Source organism: Acinetobacter legionensis (genome assembly GCF_048552295.1).
Lineage (GTDB): Bacteria > Pseudomonadota > Gammaproteobacteria > Pseudomonadales > Moraxellaceae > Acinetobacter.
In genome coordinates, this window is the sequence record NZ_JBIMCW010000046.1 from 1 (window position 1) to 22,436 (window position 22,436).

Here is a 22,436-nt window from a genome sequence, read left to right on the forward strand (position 1 = left end):
ATTTATATGGTTGTAAATAGTTTGTCTATTTATGCTATATAGCTTAGATAACTCAACAACAGAAAGACTTTTCATTGTGTAAAACTATGCCTAATCTTGTAAAAATAATATGTCTAATAGGCTGTCTATTAGACAGCCTTTATAGCCTAAACTTTTAAATCTAAATTGTCTAAATAATCTGAATATTTGTCTAAATTTACAGGGTCTTTTAACAGTTGTTTAATCCTTTTGGCAAAGTTTTCATAGCTTTCACCAGCCTCACTAAATTGGCTAGAAAAAGCAGAGTCATAAGCCAACTTATTTGCAAATAAATCTAATTGTTTCTCCGTTAGGCTAGCTTTTTTAGGCTTAACTTTTTTACGTTCCTGTTTTTGTTTGAATGTGAAAGAGAAACCAGAAATTGTTCTGCCAGTTTTATGTTGTTGATAGTTAGCCGTTATATCTGTTAGTTCATTAACTTGTTTCAAGGCAAAATCTAGGACATAGGTTTTAAAATTACTCATAGTCTTGTATTGAGTAGCCTCAACGCCTAGTTGTTGTCTGAATGTTGATAGATTAAAAACTGGTGTTTGACCACTAGATCGCCATTGGATTAGTAGCTCATATAAGCGAATGGCGTATGTACTTGTTAATTTGGAAACTTGTTGTATTTCATATTTAGTAAAATTTTCTTCTAATCTAGTAATTAGAGGGACAATATCTTGAGTGAAACGTAAGAATACAACTCCTGATTGATGTTCATAACCAATTTTATCCACCCATCTACAGTGGAAACTTCTGTCTTTACCTGTTTTTGGATTTATATCGTGATAAGTAACATAGCGATCAAATAAGCTTCTAGAGGCATCCCTAAGAACGGTATATGCAGTATGTTTTTCAACATTAAAAGTATTTATGTAGCTACTAGCGTGAACTTCCAACAAGCTATTTTCCGTGATGCCTTGTCCCGTTTCTCTTGCTTCAGCTATTGCCAAAAGAATAAGACGTTGCTCAACAGTATCTAATGTATAACTTGCTTGAATCAGAGCATTATCTTTTACAACTAACTCGGCCATTTTTTTAATATAAATCAAATTTAACTAGGTCATACCATAAACTATTTTAACTAGGTTGTAAAACGACCTATTAATTAGGTCGATAAACCTAGTTTTATGGGTCGATAAACCTAGTTTTATGGGTCGATAAACCTAGTTTTATGGGTCGATAAACCTAGTTTTATAGGCTTTGAAACATTTGCTATTAAAGGCTTTCAGCCTGTCTAAAAGCATTAAAAAGTATTAAAAATAATTAAAAGCCTAGTCTGGTCAAAATTGCCCTTGGTTTTCGCTACGCTCAAACTCTATTGAATCTCGCTTTCGCTCGATTCTGGGGGCAATTTTTTGGCTCTTTTCGTTGTGAATTTGAGAAAAAGCAAAGGCAACTCGGAATTCGCTTCGCTCATAGAGCTTTATGCTCGCTTCGCTCGGTCTAGAATCAAATTTCTACATCTAAACTTCACTTTTTTAGGTTTGTTAACCTAAAAAAGCGGTTTTTCAGAGGGCCGAGGCGCGAATTTTGTGGATGTCGCTCGTAGACACTCGCTTGGTTGAGGCCTTCTTATCGCTTATAGATGCTATATCATTTGCTTCTATTTGCGTTTAGAGGCACTTTTTTGTTTTTTGGGTACCTGATCTCTAGTTCAGTTTGAAATGATCGTACTATGGCGAAAATACAGCGTTTAAACGTGATATTTGTTTATTGCTCTGGTGTTTTGTTGAATGGGTTTCTTGGATCTTGTTTGGCTTCTTGTATAAATCGTTCAATTTCTTGGTATTGGCTTGAGTTGGCAATTTCTTGGGTGACTGTCTGTAGATCCTTGTTAGTTTGTTGCATAGTTTTACCGATCAAGGCCATACGAAATAAGGTTTTCAGGTTGTCCAAGTCCTGATTGGAGTGGGTTATTTGAAACTTTGCTCGTTCAAAAATACCTAGATAGAGTGAACCGATAAAGTATTTGATCTGGTCTTCTCGTTTTTTCTGTTGTTTCTGGTTTTGTTTTTCCTTTTGTTGTTCTGGATTCAGGGCTTTTTCTATTTTCTGATTCAGGTTTTTCGCTGCGGTCTGGTGGCGTTGCGTTTTGAGGATCTCATCCAGTGCATCGTGCATGGCAAAGTAGGCATCGATGTCATGTTTTTGATGGAGCTTGAGGATGTTTTGTTCCAGAGCGGTCTGTTTGGCAGGTTCTGTCTGTTGGATCAGTTGCAGCTGAAGCATGCGTTTGTTGTAGGCATTGCGTTCATAGCGACATTTTTGGATCAGTTGTCGGTCTTGCTCACTGAGATCCTGAAGACTTTTTTTGTTTTTGAGCATGTGCAAGCAACGTTCTTCAACTCGGCGTTTGAACGGTAGATTGAGGATGTGCGTGCCGAGTTCGTTGATTTCTTTTGCTGTGAGAACTAACGCTTTGCGTCCTGCCATTTGGATCTCATTTTGCCGTGAATTGACTCCATGTTAGCGTCATGTTGTGGGCGTTTAAACTATTTTTTCTGCTATGCATAAAAAATAGTTTATCTCGTTTCCGTGTCTTTTTTTGACAACAACCGCTAAAGCGATTATTGTCAAAAAAAGACACTCCTCCTCGCTCCTGCGGAGAGCCTCCTTTGCGAATTGGATCTCAGGTGAATTCGGCATGTTTTACATGAATATTCGGCACAATGTGAAGAAGGATTCTAGTTCCAAGAATACCTTCCATTATCTGACTCGAACCGCGCATTTTGCCGAGCAAAAGGCCGATGAGGAATTGGAGTTTGTGCGTTCTGGAAATATGCCTGCATGGGCTGTCGATGCGCCTGCAAGCTTTTGGCATAGTGCGGATCGTTATGAGATTGCTCGAGGTCGAACCAGTTCAACCTTGACCGTGGCCTTGCCGAAAGAGTTGTCGAAGCAGCAACGTAAAGAATTGGTCGAGGCCTTTATTCAGGAATTTGCCGATCAGTATCAGTTCCCTTATACCGCAGCGGTGCATAATCATCCGAGTGAGCTGACAGGTGAAGATCAACCGCATTTGCATCTGATGTATTCTGAACGGAGTCTGGCCGATGGGATTGAACGACCACCAGAGCAGTTTTTTAAGCAGTATCGTCCAAAGAATCCCACTAAGGGTGGCGCACAGAAGTTGACGGCTGATGCGTTGGGCTATGGCCGTGATCAGGTGAAAGCCTTTCGAGAAAAAACTGAGCAGCTGATTAATCAGGCTTTGGAAATGCATGCACCGATGAAAACCGTGATTCTGGAGGGTATGGAGATTGTTGTTCCAAATCGAGTGAGTCATCTGTCTAATCAGGAATTTAACCAGAAGTATGGAACGCAATTGCAGGATGTTCCACAGATCTACCGATGGAAGTTGAAAAGTGCTGATCCAATTATTCAGCTTGAAGTTGAGGCACAGAAGCACACCATTCAACAGATTCGGCAATTTAACAAGCTCCAGATCTATCAAAAGGAGTATAACCAAGCCTTAGAGCAGCGTAAAAATCAAGACTTGGATCGTGATGATAGTTATACGCCATCATGGTTCTAGGAATATTGTGAGGTTTTAAATAAAGCTTTTGGAGGTCGTATGAAGACTGGAAAACAAATTCTTGAGGGTTTATTTGACGATCAACGTGCTGCTGCACATGATCCCCATCATCCAGTGAATGATCAGCTTCGGGCTAGTCTACTGTGGAAGAAACATTTACTTGAGTTGATTCAGATCCCACGGCATCAACTGAAATCAGATGATAGCTATGTTTTGGTGTCTGATATTCCTGAGTATTTTAAGGCTCAGTTTGAGCAGTTTTTTTTAGGTCAGAACCTATCGCAGCATGTGGATCATCCTGATGAATCACGACTGGATAGCAAACGTTTAGACAGTTTTATTGCCTATCTCAAAGATCATCCAAGTTATCAATCAGAGCAGCGTGACCAAGTATGAAAAATCCAGTCGATGCAGATCGAATTCGAGCTGCTTTTAAGGCAACGCAAGGGATCGTGGAGCATGAGTTTGAGCAGCATGTGATTGATGCCAGTCAAGTGTATGTCGATGCGATGATTGAGCGGATTGCTTCAGGTGAGTCGACCTTTGAGGAGGAAGATGAGGTGTTAATGATGAAGTGGCGAGCTATGAATGCCTTACAGGATAAGGATTCATAGCTTCGTATAAGAGATTTTATGTTAAATAAAAAATATAAATTTAGAAAAATATTGTTTTTTTAGTAATTTACTTTAAATTTATACAAAAACCCTCACTTAATTCAGATAAAAAATTTAGTAGAGGGAAGCATGGCTAATCAATTTTCATTATTAACACCTAATATTTTACAAAATAGTAAAATCAGAGAACCGCAAATAGAATCTTATAAAAATATTTTATCGCATTTCAGCAAACCTTCATTTGAAAGAGAAGTTGGTATTGTACTTCCTGTTGGATGCGGTAAATCAGGAGCCATTGGTCTAACTCCATTTGCGTTAAAGGCAAAAAGGGCTTTGGTTATAGCCCCGAATTTAGCTATTGCAGAGCAGCTCTATAAAGATTTTACGTATTCTAGACCAGATACATTTTATAAAAAATGTGAAGTGTTAATTGATGACTTTCCTGAACCTGCTGAAATTAGAGGGAAAACTGTTAACAAAGCAGATCTAATTGAAGCAGATGTGGTTGTAACTAATATTCAGCAACTTCAAGGTGATGATAATAGATGGCTTAACAATTTAGAGTCTGATTTCTTTGATTTGATCATATTTGATGAAGCACATCATAATGTTGCGGAAACATGGCAGAATTTGAAAGATCACTTTCCTCAAGCAAATATTGTAAATTTTAGTGCCACACCTTTACGTGCAGATGGGCGTAAAATGGCAGGAGATATAATTTATTCATATTCTGTTCAAGAAGCTATAAAAGCAGGTTACGTAAAGTCATTGAAGGCTGTTCAGCTAAATCCCGAAAATCTAAAATTTGTTAGAGATGATGGAAAAGAACAGGAAGTTCCTCTAGAAGAAGTTATTAAACTGGGTGAAGAAGATTCGAAATTTAGAAAATCAATTATTACCTCAACAGAAACTTTAAATACGATTGTAGATGCATCAATCCATCAGCTTTATAAAATGAGGAAAGAAACAGACTGTAATAAATTAAAAATTATTGCATCAGCTCTTAACTATACTCATTGCAAGCAAATAGTTGCAGCTTATAAAGCAAAGGGATTGAAGGCAGATTTTGTTCATTCCCTAGAAGACACTAAACATAATGCAAAAGTTTATAAAAAACTTGAGAGTCATGAACTTGATGTAATTGTTCAAGTTAGAAAATTAGGTGAAGGATTTGACCATCCCTATCTCTCTGTTGCAGCAGTCTTTAGTATATTTGGGAACTTATCTCCATTTGTTCAGTTTATTGGACGAGTGATGCGAGTTATTGAACAGAATAATCCAAATAGCATTTTAAATCATGGTGTTATTGTTTATCATGCGGGTGGGAATATCATCCCAAGATGGAATGATTTCAAGGAATTTAGTGCAGCAGATCAGCAGTATTTTGAATCACTTTTACCTACAGAATATATTCCAGTCACAAATGGTGAGGGTAATAATGATGGTTCATATATCAACATTGAAAAAGAAGAAATAAATGTTATTGCTCAAACGAATGTGAAGATTAAAACATCATATCTTTTAGATGATGAATCAATTAAAGCATTAGAGCTTTTGAAAGCTAAAGGGGTAATTCCCGAGAGTTATAATCCAGATGAGGAAATTCTTCAAAATATTAAGCCTACTAAAGTTCAACAAAGACAAGCAAAAAGAACGCTATTAGATGCTCTGATCAAAAATAAAGTAGGATACATATTGTCTACTTTAGGTTTGAATGCTGAAGCAAAAAACTTAGATAAAAGCTATCTAGTAAGTAATTTTGTTTTCTTAAAGTCAAAATTAGATCAAAAAATTAATGCGCTAATTGGTATTGAAAAAAATATGAGAAATGAAATGACTATTGAGCAGATAGAATTAGCTATAAGTTCAATTGAGCAGATTGCAGAACATATTATTTTAGAAGAGAAAAAATGATGATATGAAAAGTATTGTAAAAAATGTTACTTGGGATATCGCCCTTCAATCTCATAAGTGCAAAAGAAATGTAAAGCATATTATTGCAAAAGGTGATAGACGTCTTAAGATTAAAGAAGGTCGTAGTGAAAGCCATTATTGTATGCAATGTGCTGAAACCATCTTGAAAAGTGGTTTATTAAAAATTAATGGCTTAATAGATGATATATAAAACTCTATGCATCTTTTATATTTTTAAAAATTAATATAACAGACCATTATTAAAAAATGGGAGCAATAGGCTCCCATTTTTTAATAAGGTCCCATAAATCTTGAGCCGTTGAAGTGGATCATGTGAGATGGATTATCAGCCATCCAAACTTCTGTTTCCCATGCGATGACACCACTATATTTCACATACGTTTTTGTATCAGGAAAGGCTGAAACAAAAACCAATCCTGCTGTACAATTTTGGAATAATATATTTAATTCCCCATATCTTTTATGGTCTACGGGTCCATGACTGGTGACAGCTTCAATTAAAAATAGCCAATTTTTCTCAGAATTGTAGATAACAACATCTGGTAATTTCCCGTGGTTGTCTAGTTGCACACCTAAAGATGCTAGTAGATCAACATCAAAGAATCCATGTTTATTACCTGTATCACCTGCATAAACTAATGTTCCTCCAGGAACATATCGAGCACCAAAATCGGTGACAATATCCTTGATGAGCTGAGAATGGTCACCTGCTGAAAGTAGAATAGTCTGGCCATCTGTTAATTCTAATGGAATCATATGCATGTCACGCTCTCGTGCATACATTTGAGTAAGAGTTTGTCTTTGCTGCAGGTAATTTTGTAGCATGATTGCATATTGCTCTGTTCCATAAGTTCGAAGAACTTGAAGCAAATTAGATTCAATTTGGTATACAGCTTTGGGGCTATTAACGGGCCTGTCAGGCTTATCAGGGTTATAAAGACAAATTCCTGCTTCTATAAACTGGTGCATCGATTGTCTACGGAATGTCTCTCGTGTATTTGGAGCGTATTCTCTTTGATAGTGCTCTCGTGACCAGCTCATAATAGGTGTAATACCTACTAAAGGGTTACTTGCTTGATTCCATAATTTTTCAGGTGTCATATCAAGTAAACAGAGTAGACAGAGAGCAGTACGTTCATTAAGTTGTTGGCGCGGCATGCCTAATTGGACAAGGATATCGTATGCTTGCTGCAGCTTTGTATCTTGATTATTCACTTAATCTCCCCGAGAAGGTTATCAATCTGCTTTTGATTCATTTTAATGTCGTATTTTTTGCCTAAAAGCTTCAAATTTTGAAGGGATGGATATTTCATGTTTCTGAGATCCGTCGCATTTACTTGAGTATGACCTGAGAAAATACGGAAATAGCTATCCAGTAAGCTGCTATTCAGAAAACAAGCTAACCCCATTGCTGTTTCATAGTCAAAGCCTTGTTTTTTTAAATGAAATACATTCCAACAGTTATCAAACCCGATCCATTTTGTATCAATCATATTGGGATCTATGACATTAGCAACAATTCGTCGTTTTTCTTCTTTAGAGCTGAATCGTCTGACAATCACATAAAAGCCATTATTCGGTAGCAGCCATTTCTGTGAATCTGATGTAACCCTAATAGCATTTGGCTTCTTATGCTCTTTTGGATATTGAAGTTGCTTATCTACGAAATGATGTGGGTAAAATAATGGAACAGCTCCATCTTGAGGCGATTGCTCCAAGAACTCTTTCATTCTGTGAGACACAATTGGTCCTGTACTTACAGATATTCCCAGTTCATTTAATGAAACGGCAAAAAACGTATTATTTTCTTCTTGAGGCTGCCCGTTCGTAGCAATGCGGATAAATAGTTCTGGATCATTAGGTTTAATAACTTCAACAAAAGGGACGGTTTTGCTTTGGTAGTCACGGAAGGTCTGGTCATTAGATTGAGAAATTTGAACGTCTGATTGCTGTTTACCTTTAATCAGTTTAATGATGATATTTTCTTGTAAAACATCATCATCTTTAAAAGCCATGTCTCTACTTTCAAATATATGAATGTGTTCGATAGAACACTCCTTCAAAATTAATTCTCTGAATGGCTTGTAATAAGGACCATTGCAAAATGATCTTGGAATAATCGCTACAATTTGCCCATCTTGTTCCATGAGTTGAATTGTTAGTGCAACAAATGCTGAATAAAGATTAACGGTTTCAATTCCAACCTTTCTCAACTCTTTCCGATGTTCTGAATTGCTATTAATTTTTTTATATGGAGGGTTAATAATTGCATGAGTGTATCGCTCTCCTTTGTCAGAAGATATATTTTCAACAGCCCCTAAAATGAAGTCCTGAGCATAGATAGAAAAGTTAATATCTATAGCATGCATGTTAACTTCTAATTGTTCTCGCATGATGGGATCAATTTCCCAGAGATCTACTAACTTAATATTTTTAAGTTTTTTTGCAGCAGAAATGGTCAATGATCCTATGCCTGCTCCACAATCTAGAAGTTTTATCCCTTTTTTGTGATCGTCGAATAGGCTTGCCATATATTCAGCAATAACACTAGGCGTCATGAATTGCCCAAGTTCAGATTTTTTCTTGGGATTTAGCTTAGCATTCGTAGTCTTTCTTATGTGTTCGACAGTCATAAGATTCATGGTTCGTATTGCTGACCTAGTGAAACAAAAGTATCGTAAGTATAAACGGAAAAAGATGCTTATTTTTGATAGCTGTTTGATCTAGTTTTAAGTGCTATACAATCCGTCATTCAATCAATTTTTTATAAACCTGATTTATAAATATCTGGGCAATAAAAAACCCCGACATCCTGTCGGGGTTTTTCGTATTTGGTACTAGGGTCAACTCCTGTCATCCCTCGCGTCCTGTCGCTGATCTTGTTATTTTTATCTGGAACATCCTGTTCTCAATGAAGCCATGATATGCAATCTGGTGGTATCTGCCTATTGGTGATTTTCTTGAATGCCTGTACGCCAGAACGTACATGCAGATATCCTCAAATTATCCCAAGAATTGTCCGCAGGAAATGGGGATAATTTCAGAAAAGAGAGCCTTTAGAAATCAGGAAAAACCGAAATTTTGAGCATTTTTTAACCGATTTTATTGGCAGAATATGACAAAGTTGCTTAAAAAGCAGCCGACATGTGTCTAAGTCGGCTTTTTGGTGTTTTTTTGGGTTATGTAAAATAGTTAAATATTTGATATTAAAAAACTTTTAAAAGATGATTTCGCATAAGCGCCATTATGTTAAATGGGGTGCTAATTAGATACACAGGACATACCAAAAGCAGATCTCATGCCTAGTCTTTGATAACCTAAACCTTCTATCGGCTCAGGTGCAGGTTTCAAACCGTCTTTTCCACAAATTTCTTGTATGTATTTTAAAGTGTCTAGTGATGAACTATCAGGAATATATTCAATAGTATTATGATCAATCACTATAAATCTTTGTCTTGTCGTATATAACTTTCCACTAGGAGAAGTTAAAGATGCACTTCTTTCAATAATTTGTTTTTCATTTTCAAACCAAGATTTATCAATAAATCCTTCATTTTCATATTTCATAATCATTTCGGCATGAACTGAAATATTAATAAAAAATATGCTAATAAATGCACAGATTAATTTAAAGTACATAACCTAACTTCCTATAGCTTCTTTGATTTTTTAGTTTTCCTAAAATTAACATAATACACGTTATGCGAATTCAAAAATGGGAGCCTTTAGCTCCCATTTTTACTATATTTTTTAATTAGCTAAGAGCTTCTCTAACAAAAGAAGGATCTTTGATAAACAGCTTAATTAAGGATTGTGCTGCTTTAGATGGTTTACGTACACCTTGTTCCCAACTTTCCAAAGTACGCACAGATACACCTAAAGTTTCGGCAAATTCACGTTGGCTTAACTCTGATTTTTGGCGAGCTAAAGCGACATCAGTCTGAGTAATGGTATAAGTTTTTACTGGAGCATTGGCAAGCATTTCATCTACTGCCATAAGTAATTCAGCACCAATATCTCGTTCAGCATCACGGCTTACAATATCATTTGAGCGATTCATTTAACTTCTCCACTAAAGCACGTAGTACTTTTTTATCGAGTTGATCAACAGCAGATTTCCCATAAATGGTAAGTAACCATATTTGTCCATTAGCTAGACGGTTGTAATAGATTACTCTGACTCCACCGCTTTTACCTGTCTTACCAGATCCCCAACGAACTTTACGTATTCCTCCTGAGTTAGGTTCTACATCACCAACTTCAGGATTGGAAGCAAGAAAAATTTTAAACTCGTTGTATTCTTTTTCTGTCCAATAGTCTGAATAAAACTTACTGAACAAAGATGTTTCGCATATTGTATACATCAAGCTTCCATACTATCTACTACTATGTAGTAATTTTATTGTACTACATAGTAGTACTTTATCAATGTTTTTTCTAAAATTTCGTATAACAGCCATTATGTTAAATGGGTAATAATAAATTGGTGGGATAGTGCAGTTTTTTAAATTTCTGATAAGAGATTGTCTGTTGAATCTGTAACAAATAAGATATCAACTAATATTCTGTTTCAAATAGGTTTGTTAATTAAAAATTATATTCTGAACCAATATTTTTTGGTGCGTTTGGCTTCCAGGATTTTCTGTAGTATCTAAGGTATTACCTTACACTTTAAAATTATTTAAATCTGAAAAATCAAAATTGTGGTCCTAAAATTGCTTAATAAAAATATGAAAAAAAGTAAAGTATATTAATTTTATGTTGCAAAACTCTAAGCGTATTGGTTTTCTATTGCTCGATAACTTTTCCATGATTGCCTTTTCAAACATGCTTGAAGTATTACGTATGGCTAACTATGTCACACAAGATAATTTATACCAATGGAACGTGACGGGTTTAGATGGTCATCACAGTTGCGCAAGCAATGGTCTGCAAATACAACATACCTGTGTTTTGCCACATTTACTGAATATGGATATCGTTTTTATTTGTGGTGGTTTTCAACTGTATAAGAATATGACCCCATACTTAAAGAATTTTTTATATCGGCTTGATCAACAAAAAATTGCTTTAGGTGGTTTATGTACAGGTGCTTATGTATTGGCAAAAGCAGATCTGCTAAATGGCTTTCGTGCTAGTCTTCATTGGGAAAATACCTTAGCTGCACAAGAAGAATTTCCATTAGTACAATTTACCCCGCATATTTTTACCATTGATAAGAATCGTTTTACCTGTTCTGGTGGGCTTGCAGCGATTGATTTAGGCTTGGAACTTGTTGAAATACATTATCCAAATATTGCTAAGAGAATCTGTGAGCAATTTATTGTTCATCAAGTACGTGAGAGCAATGAAATTCAACATCAACCCATTTCTGAACATAGGAAAAAACTTGATTTTCCAATTCAAGATGTATTGCGCTTAATGGAAAATAATATTAATGAGCCTTTAACCATTGCTGAAATTGCACAGCATGTAAAAATTCAACCGCGTACCTTAGAGCGCTTGTTTAAAATGAATCTGCAATTGGCTCCGAAAGAATATTATTTAAAACTAAGACTCACCTATGCACAGAATCTACTTAAACAGTCTACTTTAAGCATTTCAAATATTGCTTTGGCATGCGGTTTTTGTAACGGATCTAGTTTTACTAAAGCATATAAAGCTTTTTTTAACTATTCACCCAAATTTGAACGTAATGTTCTAGATTTTGCTAATTAGTATTTTTTAATCTTGTCGGTTTTTGACAACTTTCTGACGTTTTTGGCAAAAATACCTACTCATATTCTGCATAAGCTTAGGTGATTGGTTACATCACATTGATCTAGGCACATATATGAATACTTTAGTAAATAATTTGGCTGTTTCAGAGCTACCATCATTATTAACCATTGAAAATGGTGAAAAAGTTTCTGCAACATTTTCATTATCTGAGTATCAAAATAGACAAAGCAAGCTACGCCAACTAATGGAAGAGCTAGAAATTGATCATGTTCTATTTAGTTCAATACATAACATTAACTATTATGCGGACTTTATTTATTGTTCATTTGGTCGCTTCTACGGTCTGGTGGTTAGCCCAGAAAAAGTGGTGACAATTTCAGCAAATATTGATGCTGGTCAACCTTGGCGTCGTACGGTTGGTGACTATAACGTTGTTTATACCGATTGGCAGCGTGATAACTATTTTAAAGCGGTTACACAAGAAATTCCGAATAAAGGTCGTGTAGGAATTGAGTTTGATCATTTGCCTTTAGAGCGTTTAAATAAGTTAAAAGCTGTTTTGCCAAATGTAGAGTTTATCGATATTAGTGCCCCATGTATGAAACTACGCATGATTAAATCTGCTGAAGAAATTGCACATATCACCCAAGGGGCTGCTGTGTGTGATATTGGTGGTTTCGCAGTGACTGCAGCGATTCGTGAAGGGGTACCAGAGCATGAAGTGGCTTTAGCTTCTACCCAAGCGATGGTACGTGAAATTGCCAAACGTTTTCCAAACTCTGAATTAATGGATACATGGACTTGGTTCCAGTCAGGAATTAATACCGATGGCGCACATAATCCTGTCACAACACGCCAAGTGCAAAAAGGTGACATCTTAAGTTTAAATTGCTTCTCGATGATTGCAGGCTATTACACAGCTTTAGAACGGACACAATTTTTTGATCATTGCGATGATGCTTCACTACGTATTTGGGAAGCCAATGTTAAGGTGCATGAAGCAGGCTTAAAATTGATTCGTCCAGGTGCACGTTGCAGTGATATTGCGAAAGAATTAAATGAAATTTTCTATGAAGAAGGCTTATTACAATACCGTACCTTTGGTTATGGACACTCTTTTGGCGTGTTATCGCATTATTACGGTCGTGAAGCAGGCTTAGAATTACGTGAAGATATTGATACGGTGATTGAACCTGGCATGGTGATTTCCATGGAACCTATGGTCATGATTCCACAAGGTATGGCTGGTGCTGGTGGTTACCGTGAACATGACATCTTGGTGGTGACAGAATCAGGCAATGAAAATATTACTAAATTCCCATATGGTCCAGAACATAACATCATCAAATAATAAATTGCATAGGCACTTCTTTTAGAAGTGCCTATTTGATTCGAGGGGAGAAAAATGAAAAAAGACAAGCAGGTAGAACAAAAAAACACCTTAAGACGTGTCGCAAGTGCAAGCTTTATTGGCAATTTTGTAGAATGGTTTGATTATGCAGCATATGGTTTTTTGGCAACAGTCATTGCAGTTGTTTTTTTCCCGCAAAGTGACCCTTTAACGGCATTAATGGCTGCCTATGCTATCTTTGCAATTTCATTTATTTTGCGTCCATTAGGCGGTATTTTTTGGGGGCATGTGGGCGATAAATTTGGTCGAAAAAATGCTTTATCGTGGTCGATTATCTTAATGACACTGGCTACGGTATGTATTGCACTGTTACCAAGTTATCAAAGTATCGGTATTTTTGCACCGATTATGCTATTAATATTTCGGATGATCCAGGGCTTCTCAGCTTCAGGTGAATATGCTGGAGCAGCAAACTTTCTCGCAGAATACGCGCCTAAGGAAAAAAGAGGACTTTATACCAGTTTAGTTCCTGCAAGTACTGCAACGGGTTTACTACTCGGCTCTTTAATGGCAGCAGCAATGTTCGCTTTTATGTCAGAGGCATTTTTACACGAATATGGCTGGAGAATTCCATTTTTATTGGCAGCACCATTAGGCTTAATTGGATACTACATTCGTGTCAAGTTAGAAGATACCCCAGAGTTTTTAGAACATCAAAAAAATGGCAAGAAAGAAAATTTTCCAATCAAAGCCTTATTTACCCAGTATCGACCAGCACTTTTTAAAGCATTTGCTGTTGCATCTTTAAATGCCACTGCGTTCTATCTTATTTTTAGTTACATGCCAAATTATTTAGCTACAGAGTTAGGTGTAAATAAAACGCAAGCCTTTATCTCGGGGTCAATTTCATTGCTATTTTATATTGCTGTGGTTTTTGCAATGGGCAAATATTCAGACCGAATTGGACGTAAGAAAATGTTGCTTTGGGCAAGTCTAAGCTTTATCGCACTGACTGTACCCTTGTTCTACTTACTTTCAACCGCCAGTTTTGTTGAAATGGTGATAATCCAGCTCGTGTTCTGCACATTGTTAGCAATGAACGATGGTAGTTTACCTGCATATTTAACAGAACAATTCCCTATACAAGTGCGCTATACCGGTTTTGCCTTTAGTTTTAATACTGCTAATGCATTGTTAGGTGGAACAGTTCCTTTTGTTGCAACCTGGTTAATTCAACAAACAGGTAATACCTTAGCACCTAGTGTCTTATTAATTGTAGTTGCAATTTTTGCAAGTATGGCTTTATTACAAAGGAAATCACATCGTTTAATCAATGCTAAAGCTTAAAAGGAATTGGTTATGCTTTTAAACGCTTTACCTGCACTCAATAGAAATATATCGACTTTAATTGGTCTTACAGCTGTCATATTTTGGAGTACAAATGTAGGCTTAATTCGTAGTGTCAGTGAGAGTTTTGGAGCTGTAGCCGGTGCTGCTCTAATTTACAGTGTCGCATCCGTGATTTTACTTTTCACGATTGGCATGCCTAAGTTTTCTACAATCCCAAAATCCTATTTATGTTGGGGAAGCCTTTTATTTGTTGCTTATGAATTATGTTTTGCTCTTTCTATTGGCTATGCACAAAACAGTAGACAAGCAATCGAAGTTGGCATGATTAATTATCTATGGCCAACATTTACTCTACTATTTGCAATTATTTTTAACAACATTAAGGCCAATATTTTAATTATTCCCGGTTGCATATTAGCCTTGGTTGGAATTTGTTGGGTGCTAGGGGGAGATACTGGATTTGATCTCTTCCAGATATGGACCAATTTGAAGGCTAATCCTCTTAGTTATGGTTTAGCTTTTGCTGCTGCTATTTTATGGGCTACATATTGTTCTGTGACAGTAAAAACGTCTCAGGGTAAAAATCTAGTCACTATATTTTTTGCCCTAGTTGCAGCTGTACTATGGATAAAATACCTTCTCATGAGTGGGTCAGCTCTTAATTTTACTTATGACAATACAGTCACTCTGATTATGGCGGCTGGTGCTTTAGGTTTGGGATATGGTGCTTGGAATATTGGAATTATTTCAGGGAACATGACATTAATGGCTGGCGCTTCTTACTTTACTCCCGTGTTATCTGCTTTGTTTGCTGCATTACTTCTAAGCACTTCCTTATCTTTCATCTTTTGGCAAGGTGTTGCAATGGTGACAACAGGAGCAGTCTTGTGTTGGTTAGCGACTCGAAAGCAATAAATTATTTAGAGGCTTTAAAATTAACATAATACACCTTATACGAAATGCGTTATAATTCTCTTGAAAATTCAACGCTGTAGTTCCTAGTTGATAGCCCGAACATCCCTGTTCGGGCTTTTTTTATGATTTTTCATGTTCCACGCTTAATAAATAAGCAATGTTCCACGGTTTTATTCAGTTTTAATAAACCTCATCCGGTTTTTTGATGAGTCATTATTTCATGTGCTTGCACTGAAATTGGCTCATCAAAAAATTGGAGTCCTGGCTAACCATAAGGAAGGAAAAAACGGCTCAGGAAGCCTCTCTTTTTAGGTTCAGGCTCAATGTGTTCTGGGACAGGGATACGTTTGTTCTCTGGAGTAGTCAATCCGTCATCTTTAGGTGGAACGACTATTACCTCTTCCTTCATTTCTACAATGGGAGCTGATTGAGGGAGTTCGAGTTCACTAGGGTCTTGGATCTTTGGTTTGGGTGCTTCCAGTAGACGTTGCATCGTCTCAATTTGATTTTGATAAAAGGATTCACGCTCTTTTGCATCATCAAGCTGATTTTTCAGCATGTCTATCTGTTGCCTAAGTAGTAAAACTTCTGCCGAATTTGGACTGTCTATTTTTACAGACTCTTTTACATCTAGTTTTTTTGAAGGTTCGCCAAAAACACGGATAGCTTCAGCCAGATCAATTTTATTATCAGAATTTTTACTTAAAATTCCTTTCTTTATGTTGTTGTAAATCGTTTGTCTATTGATATTGTAAAGCTTAGAAAGCTCAAGAACTGTAAGGCTTTTCATGCTGTAAATCTATGCCTAACTCTGTCAAAAGTTGTTGTCTATTAGACTGCCTAATAGACAAATGATCAAGTATAAATTTTAGGCAGCTTGATAGCCAACTTTTTGAAGATAAGGGAATAATTCTTGGAATTTTTCACTATCTTGAAGCATTTCAGCAATACGTATAGCGAATTGTGGATAGCTTTCTGTACCCTGAGAATACTTACCCATTTCTGGTAGTTCGGAAAGTTTAGTAGCGAATAAGTGGCGTTGCTTATCTGTCATTCTTGAGAACAGATCAGTTGTATTAGGATCTCTATTAGTTTCTATAGATCGAATAGTTGCTTTCTTTGGCTTAAAGCTAAAAGAAAATCCTGAGATTGAACGACCTTTTTTATGCTGTTCGTATTTAACAGTTATATCTGAAAATTCGTTGATTTGATCTACTGCAATATCTAAAACACGTCTCTTAAATGCTTCCATTCGAGTGTATTCGTTAACACCTATACCAAGTTGGCTACGAAATTTATTTAATTCATAAACAGGCGTTTTCCCTACAGACTTCCATTGCATTAAGAGTTCATAAAGACGTACTGCATAAACGCTTTTGAAGTCAGCAGTTTTTTTCAAATGATAACTAGTAAAATACTGTTCAAACCCATCTATTTTAGTGACATGTTCAATTACCACACGAGTTAAGGTAACTAAAATTCTTCCTTCACCTTTCCGATAATTAGCATCTTGAATCCAGCGACTTTTTGTTAAAGTTCCATCTTCATTGGTAATCGTAAATTGTCTTTTAAAAAGAGAATCTTCTGCTTCAATTAATGCTAAATAAGCTGCATCTGGAGAAACGTTAAATGCTTTAGCATATCTAAGAGCATTTAATTCTAAAGGTTCATCTGTTGATAATCCTTGTCCAGTCTCACGAGCGTCTACAATTGCGAGCTGAAGTAAACGGGTTTCGCTTAAAGTAAGTGTCTGTAAAGCTTGTACAAGTTTATTAGATTTTACGACTAAGTCTGTCATGTCATTCTATTTAGCAACAATTTTATTGTGTTGCTATAACAACATAATAAATATTTGTTGTCAAATACCGAGGAAACGTTGCTATATAACCGAGGAAACGTTGCTATATAACCGAGGAAACGTTGCTATATAACCGAGGAAACGTTGCTATATAAAGCTTGAAAGCCTTATAAATAAAAGGATTCAACCGAGTTAAAAACATTTAAAAACTTTAAAAATAATTAAAAGCATATTTCATGAAAAATTGCCCTTGGTTTTCGCTTCGCTCAAACTCTATTGAATCTCGCTTTCGCTCGATTCGTCGGGGCAATTTTTGGTTAATATTTTCGTGACTTTTAGAAAAGCAAAAGCAACTCGGAATTCGCTTCGCTCATAAGCTTTTTTTTCTCGCTACGCTCGGTTTAGGAATCAAACTTGGAAAGTTCGCACCCATTCGGGATGCTCTGATATGCAGGTGATTGATGGATAGGGAGCTTGTAATCAGGGAAAGGAAAGGGCAAATTTTCTCAGTTCGCTCGTAGACACTCGCTCTGTTTATCGACTCATGCCACGAGATTTCATTTTAGGCGCATGTTGCTGTGCTTTGAGCTGTTGTTCTTGTCTGAGTTTCATTTGTTGTTCTGCTTTGATCTCATTCACACATTTCTTAATAACTTGATAGGTTGAGTATAGAGTCTGGTATTGCTTGGCTTTGGCCGGATGTTGTTGTTGATACTGCTTCCAGGCATGTTCTTTGAACTTTTCATTTTCCAATAAATCCTTCACACCATGTTTTTTCTGGTGTTCATGCTGACCTTTTAGCTTTTTGTGTTCCTGATAAATCTCGTCACGTTGGGCTTCCCAGGCTTTTTTTCCAAACAGTAAGGGTTTGTTCTGGGTTAATTCGTTGTGTTGATCGACCAGGCTTTGCAATTTGTCATAACTTTGCTTGAGTCGGCTCTTCACGATGTCCTGGGCGAGCTGCTGATTGAACTCGTTTTCATGTTTTTGCATCTTGCCGAAGGTGTTTTCGGCCTTTTTAAAAACATCCTGCATAAATTCTAGGTCTAGATTCGCGTCTTTTGCGCTGATTTCGCGATTTAGCACTTTGCCAAGGGTTTCCCTCTGTTTTTCCTCAAATAGGGCTTTTTCGTCAATTGGTGGCGTTTTAGCGCTATTTTTGATTTGGATCTGCTGTTCAGTCTTCAGTGTGCTGAGTTTGATCTCATTTTCAGCAATCAGCAGATCCATATTTTTGCCGTATTGCAGCTGAGCCTGATTTCTCTGTTTGATTTGATCATTGCTGCGGCTGATTTCGGTCTCAATCCCTTTTCGACGTAGTTCGGTGACTTTCGGTCCTTCGTGCAGGGTCGCTTCCAGGCCATTCTCTTGGTCTTTGTAGCTGCGGTGGTCGACTCGGGCGGTGTATCCGGCCAGATCCAGGTGCATATTGCAGATATCGGCAAAGTGTTCGCGCCAGTGCTCGATTTCTCCACTATGTTTCTGATCGAGTTCTCGGGTTTTCTCTGTAAAACCTTCAGGCGTGAGCTTACGTGTGCTCATCAGGATATGGGCGTGATAATTGCGTTCATCACTGCCGGATCCGGTATGCGGTGCATGGATACAGGCATCGACGGCCACCTGATGTCTGTCCACGATGCTGGCACATAATTCTTCGAGCATGGCCAGACGTTGTTCCTGGTTCAACTCACTTGGAAAGGCAATTTCAAATTCCCGGGCGACTGTCGAGTTTTTTCGGGTTTCTCGTTGTTCCACTTCGTTCCAGAGTCTTTCCCGGTTTTTTAAATGTTCTGGTGCGCCTTCGGGTAAATAAATTTCTTTATATTCCACACCAGTTTTTCGGCTGTAGTCATGTTCTCGGCCTTCACGTTCACAATAGATCTTTTCACCAGCCCGATAGGCGATTGCAGCAGTGGCGGAACGCCCTGCTGATCGTGCTACGGTTTTGACTGAAAAGTGGTAAATCGCCATGCCTATTTTTCGCTTTTAAATTTTCACGTAGTGAAATACAACCGTGGATACGGTTGTTGGGGTATTGGGGTTCCCCCAATCGGACTTGCAAACGAAGTTTGCATAAGTGCGCTCTTCGAGGAAAACATTACTATACATATAGCACCTTGAATGCAGATTCAAGTGCGCTTATGTTAGGGATGGTTTCCTAGGATGATGGTATTGAATGAATGAGCGTTACTGAAACACTAGACAGAAAAATTAAAGCCCAGGAAGAGAAGCTGAAACAGTTCAAGGCTCAAAGACAGGCAGCACTGGCAAGAGAACGTGCTAAAGAGAAAGAACAGGCTCGTAAAGATGATACAAGACGTAAGATTTTAATCGGATCTTGCATGCTAAAAATCACCGAAGATGATGAACAGGCACGTGCGAAATTGATTGCGCAGATGGACAAGTATTTAACAGATGAACGGGATAGAAAGCTATTTAGTTTATAAGTTATAGTTTGATTTCTAGTCTAAATTAGAGTTCAAATAATGAAAAAAATTGCGGTTGTATTATTAATGACGCTAGTGACAGCTCAAGTATTTGCATCGAGTGGAAGAACAAATTCTCAAGGATGTCATAACTCACAAACAGAAGGATATCACTGTCATTAATCGGGGGTAAAAAGCCCTGATATGGGCTTTTTCTGAATTTCGTAGATGAGATTTTATGTTAAATATCCAATTTAACTAAAAATTGTCTACGAAAGCGGTGGCTATTCATTTCATGCAAGAATTTTTAATTTTCAGATAAATCGTAAACATTAAAGAATGTAGGGACGATTTTAGTACATACATCTCTAAACTCACTATCATTCAATTTTTGAATAATATGACTCTTTTCAAATTGTAAGGCTGTAGCCAATAATCTTATATGTGAGAACTCTGTGAGATTGATCAGCTTTTCATAATAAAAAGCTCTATCTTGCTCTGAAAATCCATTTTCCTCAGTTAAATGTTCTTTTACTAAAGAAACAGTAATACTAAAGCTTCTAACTAGATCAAATATTCCATAGGCATTGTCTATTTCTTCATAAAGTTCTGTAAGTTCAGTGAGGTTTTTCCCCTGATCTATTTCATCACTGAATACAGTTTCTAGTTTATCAACAGCCTCTGCAGTATATAGTTCAGTAAATTCATTATTATCCAAAATAACTTTGATTTTAAATCTATTATATAAATCTCTCTGGGTACTGATTAAATGAAAGAAAAGATTTTCAAAGAGCTTTATCTTTTCATTTTTTTCACTATGTAAGATTTGATTGGATAGAGACTGATTAGCATCATTTTGATATTTCAATGATTCTAATAACAATAAAATAGTAATAAAACTAAGTAGTGGATTTATTACACCACCTAGAAAATCACCTAGTTGTCCCCATACTTCTTGTTCAACAGACAGAGGCAGCTTAAGTATTAAGCCAAATCTAATGAAGTAGATAATAGGAACAACAGTAATGATAATTAAAGCTATATATTTAGCCTGATTAAGTTTCATAATACCTTTTTAATCATATATTTCATAACCTTACCATCTCGTCTTTCATAGGAATAACATTCGATTTTCAGGAATTCCATTTCTTGATTATCTCCTAAACCAGTATTATTTGATAAGTTTGAAGCAACTTTTTTTCTCAAATAATTTTCAACTGTTTTATATCCTAGAAATCCGAAGGCTTGTGTATCTTCATTACCTTTTACTTGTAAACGTCCATTACCTGTGAATCTATTAAATCTTGTGATGGCTACTTCTAGAGTTTGTATTTGCTTATTTTCTTTAGGGACTAATGAGGCATAAGTATTTTCATCAAAGGTTTGTAATGTTTGAATTTTATCTTTTTTAATTCTATATCTAAGATTGGTACTGTAACCAAAATGTTGAGTTACTTTATGAGCATCTTTCAACATTTGCCCTCTAAGTATTGAAATTAGTTCGATTGAAGAATTCCCCAATTCATCTCTAATTTTTTCAGCCTTAAGACTCAATTTTTTAGAATCAGTATCTAGTGCTTCTGCAAGATAATATTCAATTAATTCAACTATTACAGATTTACCAATAAGATGAAAAGATTCTTTTGCATCAGCATATGCATCTAAGCTAAATACTAAACCATAGGAGCCAAAAATAGTATTTTTCATACTGGTTCTTATTTTATTTTTAGGACTCTTTTTCTCAGGAATATCTTTAGTAACAACTGTTTCTGCAATGGTTCTAACTGCATCAGATATCCCTTGCATGGTACTTAGACCAGTTTTCATATCTACTTCATGAACTTTATCAGGTGTGTTAATTAGTAGATCTAAATCTAGAGAGTAATCCATAATTTCCCCCATTAAAATAATAGCTTAGCATTTAAAACTATTTGTTATATGAAGTATAGTAGTTAATATAAACTCAAAGTTATAAAGTCTCGATATATCGAGGCTTTATAACTGAATAGCTACTGATTTTGTAGACACTTTATAGTTCTTCTAAAATTAACATAATACACCTTATGCGAAATACTTGAACTTTTCCTTTTCCCATCAATATCTTAAAGTAAGCCGTTCTAGGGTTCAGCGCACTGGAACGGCTTTTTCTTGATCTTTCACGTTCCACGCCTATTCTTTGCTCATTGTTCCGTGATTTTATTCATTCAAATTAAACAATCTTGATTAATCATAGGGTCTAAAAAAACGACTCCAAAACCCTCTTTTCTCAGGCTCTGGTTCAATGTGTTCAGGCACAGGAATGCGCTTATTTTCAGTTTCAACTGGAGTAGTCAATTCATCAGCTTTCAGCTCAGGTTCTTTCTGAGGATCTGTTGCTATATTCTGCTCACGTTTTTGATCGATAAACGTAGTCATATTAGCTTTTGGGGCTTCTAGTAGACGTTGCATCGTCTCAATTTGATTCTGATAAAAAGATTCACGTTCTTTAGCATCTTCAAGTTGATTTTTTAACATGTCTATTTGTTGTCTAAGCAGTAAATTTTCTGTCGAATTTTGACTGTCTACTTTTACAGGTTCTTTTACACTTTGTTTTTTAGATGGTTCACCGAACACACGGATTGCTTCAGATAAATCAATTTTATTATCTGAATTTTTGCTTAATATTCCTTTATTTATATGGTTGTAAATAGTTTGTCTATTTATGCTATATAGCTTAGATAACTCAACAACAGAAAGACTTTTCATTGTGTAAAACTATGCCTAATCT

At 36.3% G+C, this 22,436-nt stretch carries 24 protein-coding genes and 1 pseudogene; 11 read left to right on the plus strand and 14 right to left on the minus strand.

What is annotated here, in order from left to right:
* From ACG916_RS20735 to ACG916_RS20745, 3 genes and pseudogenes are all read right to left on the minus strand, one after another.
* Positions 1-75, minus strand: a pseudogene (locus tag ACG916_RS20735) (plasmid replication DNA-binding protein); the annotation flags it as partial.
* Between the two features lie 71 nt (positions 76-146).
* Positions 147-1,055 carry a replication initiation protein RepM gene (gene repM / locus ACG916_RS20740; protein ID WP_026441244.1) on the minus strand — a complete coding sequence of 303 codons (909 nt, stop codon included), beginning with the start codon at positions 1,053-1,055 and terminating at the stop codon, positions 147-149.
* 679 nt (positions 1,056-1,734) lie between these two features.
* The gene (locus ACG916_RS20745) at positions 1,735-2,457 is read right to left on the minus strand and encodes a hypothetical protein (protein WP_347017562.1); all 723 of its coding nucleotides are present in this window, start codon (positions 2,455-2,457) and stop codon (positions 1,735-1,737) included.
* A gap of 211 nt (positions 2,458-2,668) precedes the next feature.
* Here ACG916_RS20745 and ACG916_RS20750 point away from each other — a divergent pair, with 211 nt between their 5' ends.
* From ACG916_RS20750 to ACG916_RS20770, 5 genes are all read left to right on the plus strand, one after another.
* Positions 2,669-3,559, plus strand: a complete 891-nt coding sequence (locus ACG916_RS20750) for a MobA/MobL family protein (protein ID WP_419342173.1) — start codon at positions 2,669-2,671, stop codon at positions 3,557-3,559.
* Between the two features lie 39 nt (positions 3,560-3,598).
* Complete coding sequence (locus tag ACG916_RS20755; protein WP_347017566.1) at positions 3,599-3,955, plus strand: hypothetical protein; 357 nt, start codon at positions 3,599-3,601, stop codon at positions 3,953-3,955.
* Positions 3,952-4,173, plus strand: coding sequence for a hypothetical protein (locus tag ACG916_RS20760; RefSeq protein WP_087548429.1), 222 nt, complete (start codon positions 3,952-3,954; stop codon positions 4,171-4,173). The genes ACG916_RS20755 and ACG916_RS20760 overlap by 4 nt, the downstream gene beginning before the upstream one ends.
* 129 nt (positions 4,174-4,302) lie before the next feature.
* Positions 4,303-6,087 carry a DEAD/DEAH box helicase gene (locus tag ACG916_RS20765; protein ID WP_109091659.1) on the plus strand — a complete coding sequence of 595 codons (1,785 nt, stop codon included), beginning with the start codon at positions 4,303-4,305 and terminating at the stop codon, positions 6,085-6,087.
* A gap of 4 nt (positions 6,088-6,091) precedes the next feature.
* Positions 6,092-6,298 carry a hypothetical protein gene (locus ACG916_RS20770; RefSeq protein WP_109091658.1) on the plus strand — a complete coding sequence of 69 codons (207 nt, stop codon included), beginning with the start codon at positions 6,092-6,094 and terminating at the stop codon, positions 6,296-6,298.
* Between the two features lie 80 nt (positions 6,299-6,378).
* Here the strand turns inward: ACG916_RS20770 and ACG916_RS20775 are convergent, their stop codons facing one another.
* The 5 genes from ACG916_RS20775 to ACG916_RS20795 all read right to left on the minus strand — a co-directional run bounded on the left by ACG916_RS20775 (position 6,379) and on the right by ACG916_RS20795 (position 10,472).
* Complete coding sequence (locus tag ACG916_RS20775; protein ID WP_109091657.1) at positions 6,379-7,323, minus strand: BsuBI/PstI family type II restriction endonuclease; 945 nt, start codon at positions 7,321-7,323, stop codon at positions 6,379-6,381.
* The gene (locus tag ACG916_RS20780; RefSeq protein WP_242741750.1) at positions 7,320-8,750 is read right to left on the minus strand and encodes an Eco57I restriction-modification methylase domain-containing protein; all 1,431 of its coding nucleotides are present in this window, start codon (positions 8,748-8,750) and stop codon (positions 7,320-7,322) included. The genes ACG916_RS20775 and ACG916_RS20780 overlap by 4 nt, the downstream gene beginning before the upstream one ends.
* A gap of 619 nt (positions 8,751-9,369) precedes the next feature.
* Positions 9,370-9,747, minus strand: coding sequence for a hypothetical protein (locus ACG916_RS20785; RefSeq protein ID WP_111034835.1), 378 nt, complete (start codon positions 9,745-9,747; stop codon positions 9,370-9,372).
* A gap of 115 nt (positions 9,748-9,862) precedes the next feature.
* A complete protein-coding gene (locus ACG916_RS20790) occupies positions 9,863-10,168 on the minus strand; it encodes a helix-turn-helix domain-containing protein (protein ID WP_005020909.1) in 306 nt (101 codons plus the stop codon).
* Positions 10,152-10,472, minus strand: a complete 321-nt coding sequence (locus ACG916_RS20795; protein WP_005020911.1) for a hypothetical protein — start codon at positions 10,470-10,472, stop codon at positions 10,152-10,154. The genes ACG916_RS20790 and ACG916_RS20795 overlap by 17 nt, the downstream gene beginning before the upstream one ends.
* A gap of 394 nt (positions 10,473-10,866) precedes the next feature.
* Between ACG916_RS20795 and ACG916_RS20800 the strand changes: the two genes are divergently transcribed.
* The 4 genes from ACG916_RS20800 to yddG all read left to right on the plus strand — a co-directional run bounded on the left by ACG916_RS20800 (position 10,867) and on the right by yddG (position 15,445).
* Positions 10,867-11,826, plus strand: a complete 960-nt coding sequence (locus ACG916_RS20800; RefSeq protein WP_005130393.1) for a GlxA family transcriptional regulator — start codon at positions 10,867-10,869, stop codon at positions 11,824-11,826.
* 115 nt (positions 11,827-11,941) lie between these two features.
* On the plus strand, positions 11,942-13,180 hold the full coding sequence (locus ACG916_RS20805; protein WP_120371440.1) for a M24 family metallopeptidase: 1,239 nt from the start codon (positions 11,942-11,944) through the stop codon (positions 13,178-13,180).
* Between the two features lie 54 nt (positions 13,181-13,234).
* Entirely contained in the window at positions 13,235-14,527 is a 1,293-nt protein-coding gene (locus ACG916_RS20810) for an MFS transporter (protein ID WP_005130395.1), read from the plus strand.
* Between the two features lie 12 nt (positions 14,528-14,539).
* Complete coding sequence (gene yddG, locus ACG916_RS20815) at positions 14,540-15,445, plus strand: aromatic amino acid DMT transporter YddG (RefSeq protein WP_005130397.1); 906 nt, start codon at positions 14,540-14,542, stop codon at positions 15,443-15,445.
* 265 nt (positions 15,446-15,710) lie between these two features.
* Here yddG and ACG916_RS20820 read toward each other — a convergent pair whose 3' ends face one another.
* The 3 genes from ACG916_RS20820 to mobQ form a co-directional block, all read right to left on the minus strand.
* Complete coding sequence (locus tag ACG916_RS20820; protein WP_000839336.1) at positions 15,711-16,235, minus strand: plasmid replication DNA-binding protein; 525 nt, start codon at positions 16,233-16,235, stop codon at positions 15,711-15,713.
* 78 nt (positions 16,236-16,313) lie between these two features.
* Positions 16,314-17,243 carry a replication initiation protein RepM gene (repM, locus tag ACG916_RS20825; protein WP_000131200.1) on the minus strand — a complete coding sequence of 310 codons (930 nt, stop codon included), beginning with the start codon at positions 17,241-17,243 and terminating at the stop codon, positions 16,314-16,316.
* Between the two features lie 534 nt (positions 17,244-17,777).
* Complete coding sequence (gene mobQ, locus ACG916_RS20830; protein WP_419330748.1) at positions 17,778-19,214, minus strand: MobQ family relaxase; 1,437 nt, start codon at positions 19,212-19,214, stop codon at positions 17,778-17,780.
* A 209-nt stretch (positions 19,215-19,423) separates the two neighbouring features.
* Between mobQ and ACG916_RS20835 the strand changes: the two genes are divergently transcribed.
* Positions 19,424-19,690, plus strand: coding sequence for a mobilization protein (locus ACG916_RS20835; protein WP_419330746.1), 267 nt, complete (start codon positions 19,424-19,426; stop codon positions 19,688-19,690).
* 66 nt (positions 19,691-19,756) lie between these two features.
* Positions 19,757-19,852: a YHYH domain-containing protein gene (locus tag ACG916_RS20840; RefSeq protein ID WP_419340086.1), complete on the plus strand. Its 96-nt coding sequence runs from the start codon at positions 19,757-19,759 to the stop codon at positions 19,850-19,852.
* Between the two features lie 124 nt (positions 19,853-19,976).
* Here the strand turns inward: ACG916_RS20840 and ACG916_RS20845 are convergent, their stop codons facing one another.
* The 3 genes from ACG916_RS20845 to ACG916_RS20855 all read right to left on the minus strand — a co-directional run bounded on the left by ACG916_RS20845 (position 19,977) and on the right by ACG916_RS20855 (position 22,414).
* A complete protein-coding gene (locus tag ACG916_RS20845; protein ID WP_000773978.1) occupies positions 19,977-20,735 on the minus strand; it encodes a hypothetical protein in 759 nt (252 codons plus the stop codon).
* Positions 20,732-21,559, minus strand: a complete 828-nt coding sequence (locus tag ACG916_RS20850) for a hypothetical protein (protein ID WP_000386629.1) — start codon at positions 21,557-21,559, stop codon at positions 20,732-20,734. The genes ACG916_RS20845 and ACG916_RS20850 overlap by 4 nt, the downstream gene beginning before the upstream one ends.
* 333 nt (positions 21,560-21,892) lie before the next feature.
* Positions 21,893-22,414, minus strand: a complete 522-nt coding sequence (locus ACG916_RS20855) for a plasmid replication DNA-binding protein (RefSeq protein WP_026441245.1) — start codon at positions 22,412-22,414, stop codon at positions 21,893-21,895.
* Positions 22,415-22,436: the final 22 nt, after the last annotated feature.

Coding starts and splice junctions, on each gene's coding strand:
- ACG916_RS20750 (WP_419342173.1), top strand. CDS start 2,669: ATGTTTTACATGAATATTCGGCACAATGTGAAGAAGGATTCTAGTTCC.
- ACG916_RS20765 (WP_109091659.1), top strand. CDS start 4,303: ATGGCTAATCAATTTTCATTATTAACACCTAATATTTTACAAAATAGT.
- repM (WP_026441244.1), bottom strand. CDS start 1,055: ATGGCCGAGTTAGTTGTAAAAGATAATGCTCTGATTCAAGCAAGTTAT.
- ACG916_RS20840 (WP_419340086.1), top strand. CDS start 19,757: ATGACGCTAGTGACAGCTCAAGTATTTGCATCGAGTGGAAGAACAAAT.
- ACG916_RS20850 (WP_000386629.1), bottom strand. CDS start 21,559: ATGGATTACTCTCTAGATTTAGATCTACTAATTAACACACCTGATAAA.
- repM (WP_000131200.1), bottom strand. CDS start 17,243: ATGACAGACTTAGTCGTAAAATCTAATAAACTTGTACAAGCTTTACAG.
- ACG916_RS20855 (WP_026441245.1), bottom strand. CDS start 22,414: ATGAAAAGTCTTTCTGTTGTTGAGTTATCTAAGCTATATAGCATAAAT.
- yddG (WP_005130397.1), top strand. CDS start 14,540: ATGCTTTTAAACGCTTTACCTGCACTCAATAGAAATATATCGACTTTA.
- ACG916_RS20745 (WP_347017562.1), bottom strand. CDS start 2,457: ATGGCAGGACGCAAAGCGTTAGTTCTCACAGCAAAAGAAATCAACGAA.
- mobQ (WP_419330748.1), bottom strand. CDS start 19,214: ATGGCGATTTACCACTTTTCAGTCAAAACCGTAGCACGATCAGCAGGG.
- ACG916_RS20800 (WP_005130393.1), top strand. CDS start 10,867: ATGTTGCAAAACTCTAAGCGTATTGGTTTTCTATTGCTCGATAACTTT.
- ACG916_RS20785 (WP_111034835.1), bottom strand. CDS start 9,747: ATGTACTTTAAATTAATCTGTGCATTTATTAGCATATTTTTTATTAAT.
- ACG916_RS20810 (WP_005130395.1), top strand. CDS start 13,235: ATGAAAAAAGACAAGCAGGTAGAACAAAAAAACACCTTAAGACGTGTC.
- ACG916_RS20790 (WP_005020909.1), bottom strand. CDS start 10,168: ATGAATCGCTCAAATGATATTGTAAGCCGTGATGCTGAACGAGATATT.
- ACG916_RS20835 (WP_419330746.1), top strand. CDS start 19,424: ATGAGCGTTACTGAAACACTAGACAGAAAAATTAAAGCCCAGGAAGAG.
- ACG916_RS20845 (WP_000773978.1), bottom strand. CDS start 20,735: ATGAAACTTAATCAGGCTAAATATATAGCTTTAATTATCATTACTGTT.
- ACG916_RS20755 (WP_347017566.1), top strand. CDS start 3,599: ATGAAGACTGGAAAACAAATTCTTGAGGGTTTATTTGACGATCAACGT.
- ACG916_RS20780 (WP_242741750.1), bottom strand. CDS start 8,750: ATGAATCTTATGACTGTCGAACACATAAGAAAGACTACGAATGCTAAG.
- ACG916_RS20760 (WP_087548429.1), top strand. CDS start 3,952: ATGAAAAATCCAGTCGATGCAGATCGAATTCGAGCTGCTTTTAAGGCA.
- ACG916_RS20805 (WP_120371440.1), top strand. CDS start 11,942: ATGAATACTTTAGTAAATAATTTGGCTGTTTCAGAGCTACCATCATTA.
- ACG916_RS20795 (WP_005020911.1), bottom strand. CDS start 10,472: ATGTATACAATATGCGAAACATCTTTGTTCAGTAAGTTTTATTCAGAC.
- ACG916_RS20770 (WP_109091658.1), top strand. CDS start 6,092: ATGAAAAGTATTGTAAAAAATGTTACTTGGGATATCGCCCTTCAATCT.
- ACG916_RS20820 (WP_000839336.1), bottom strand. CDS start 16,235: ATGAAAAGCCTTACAGTTCTTGAGCTTTCTAAGCTTTACAATATCAAT.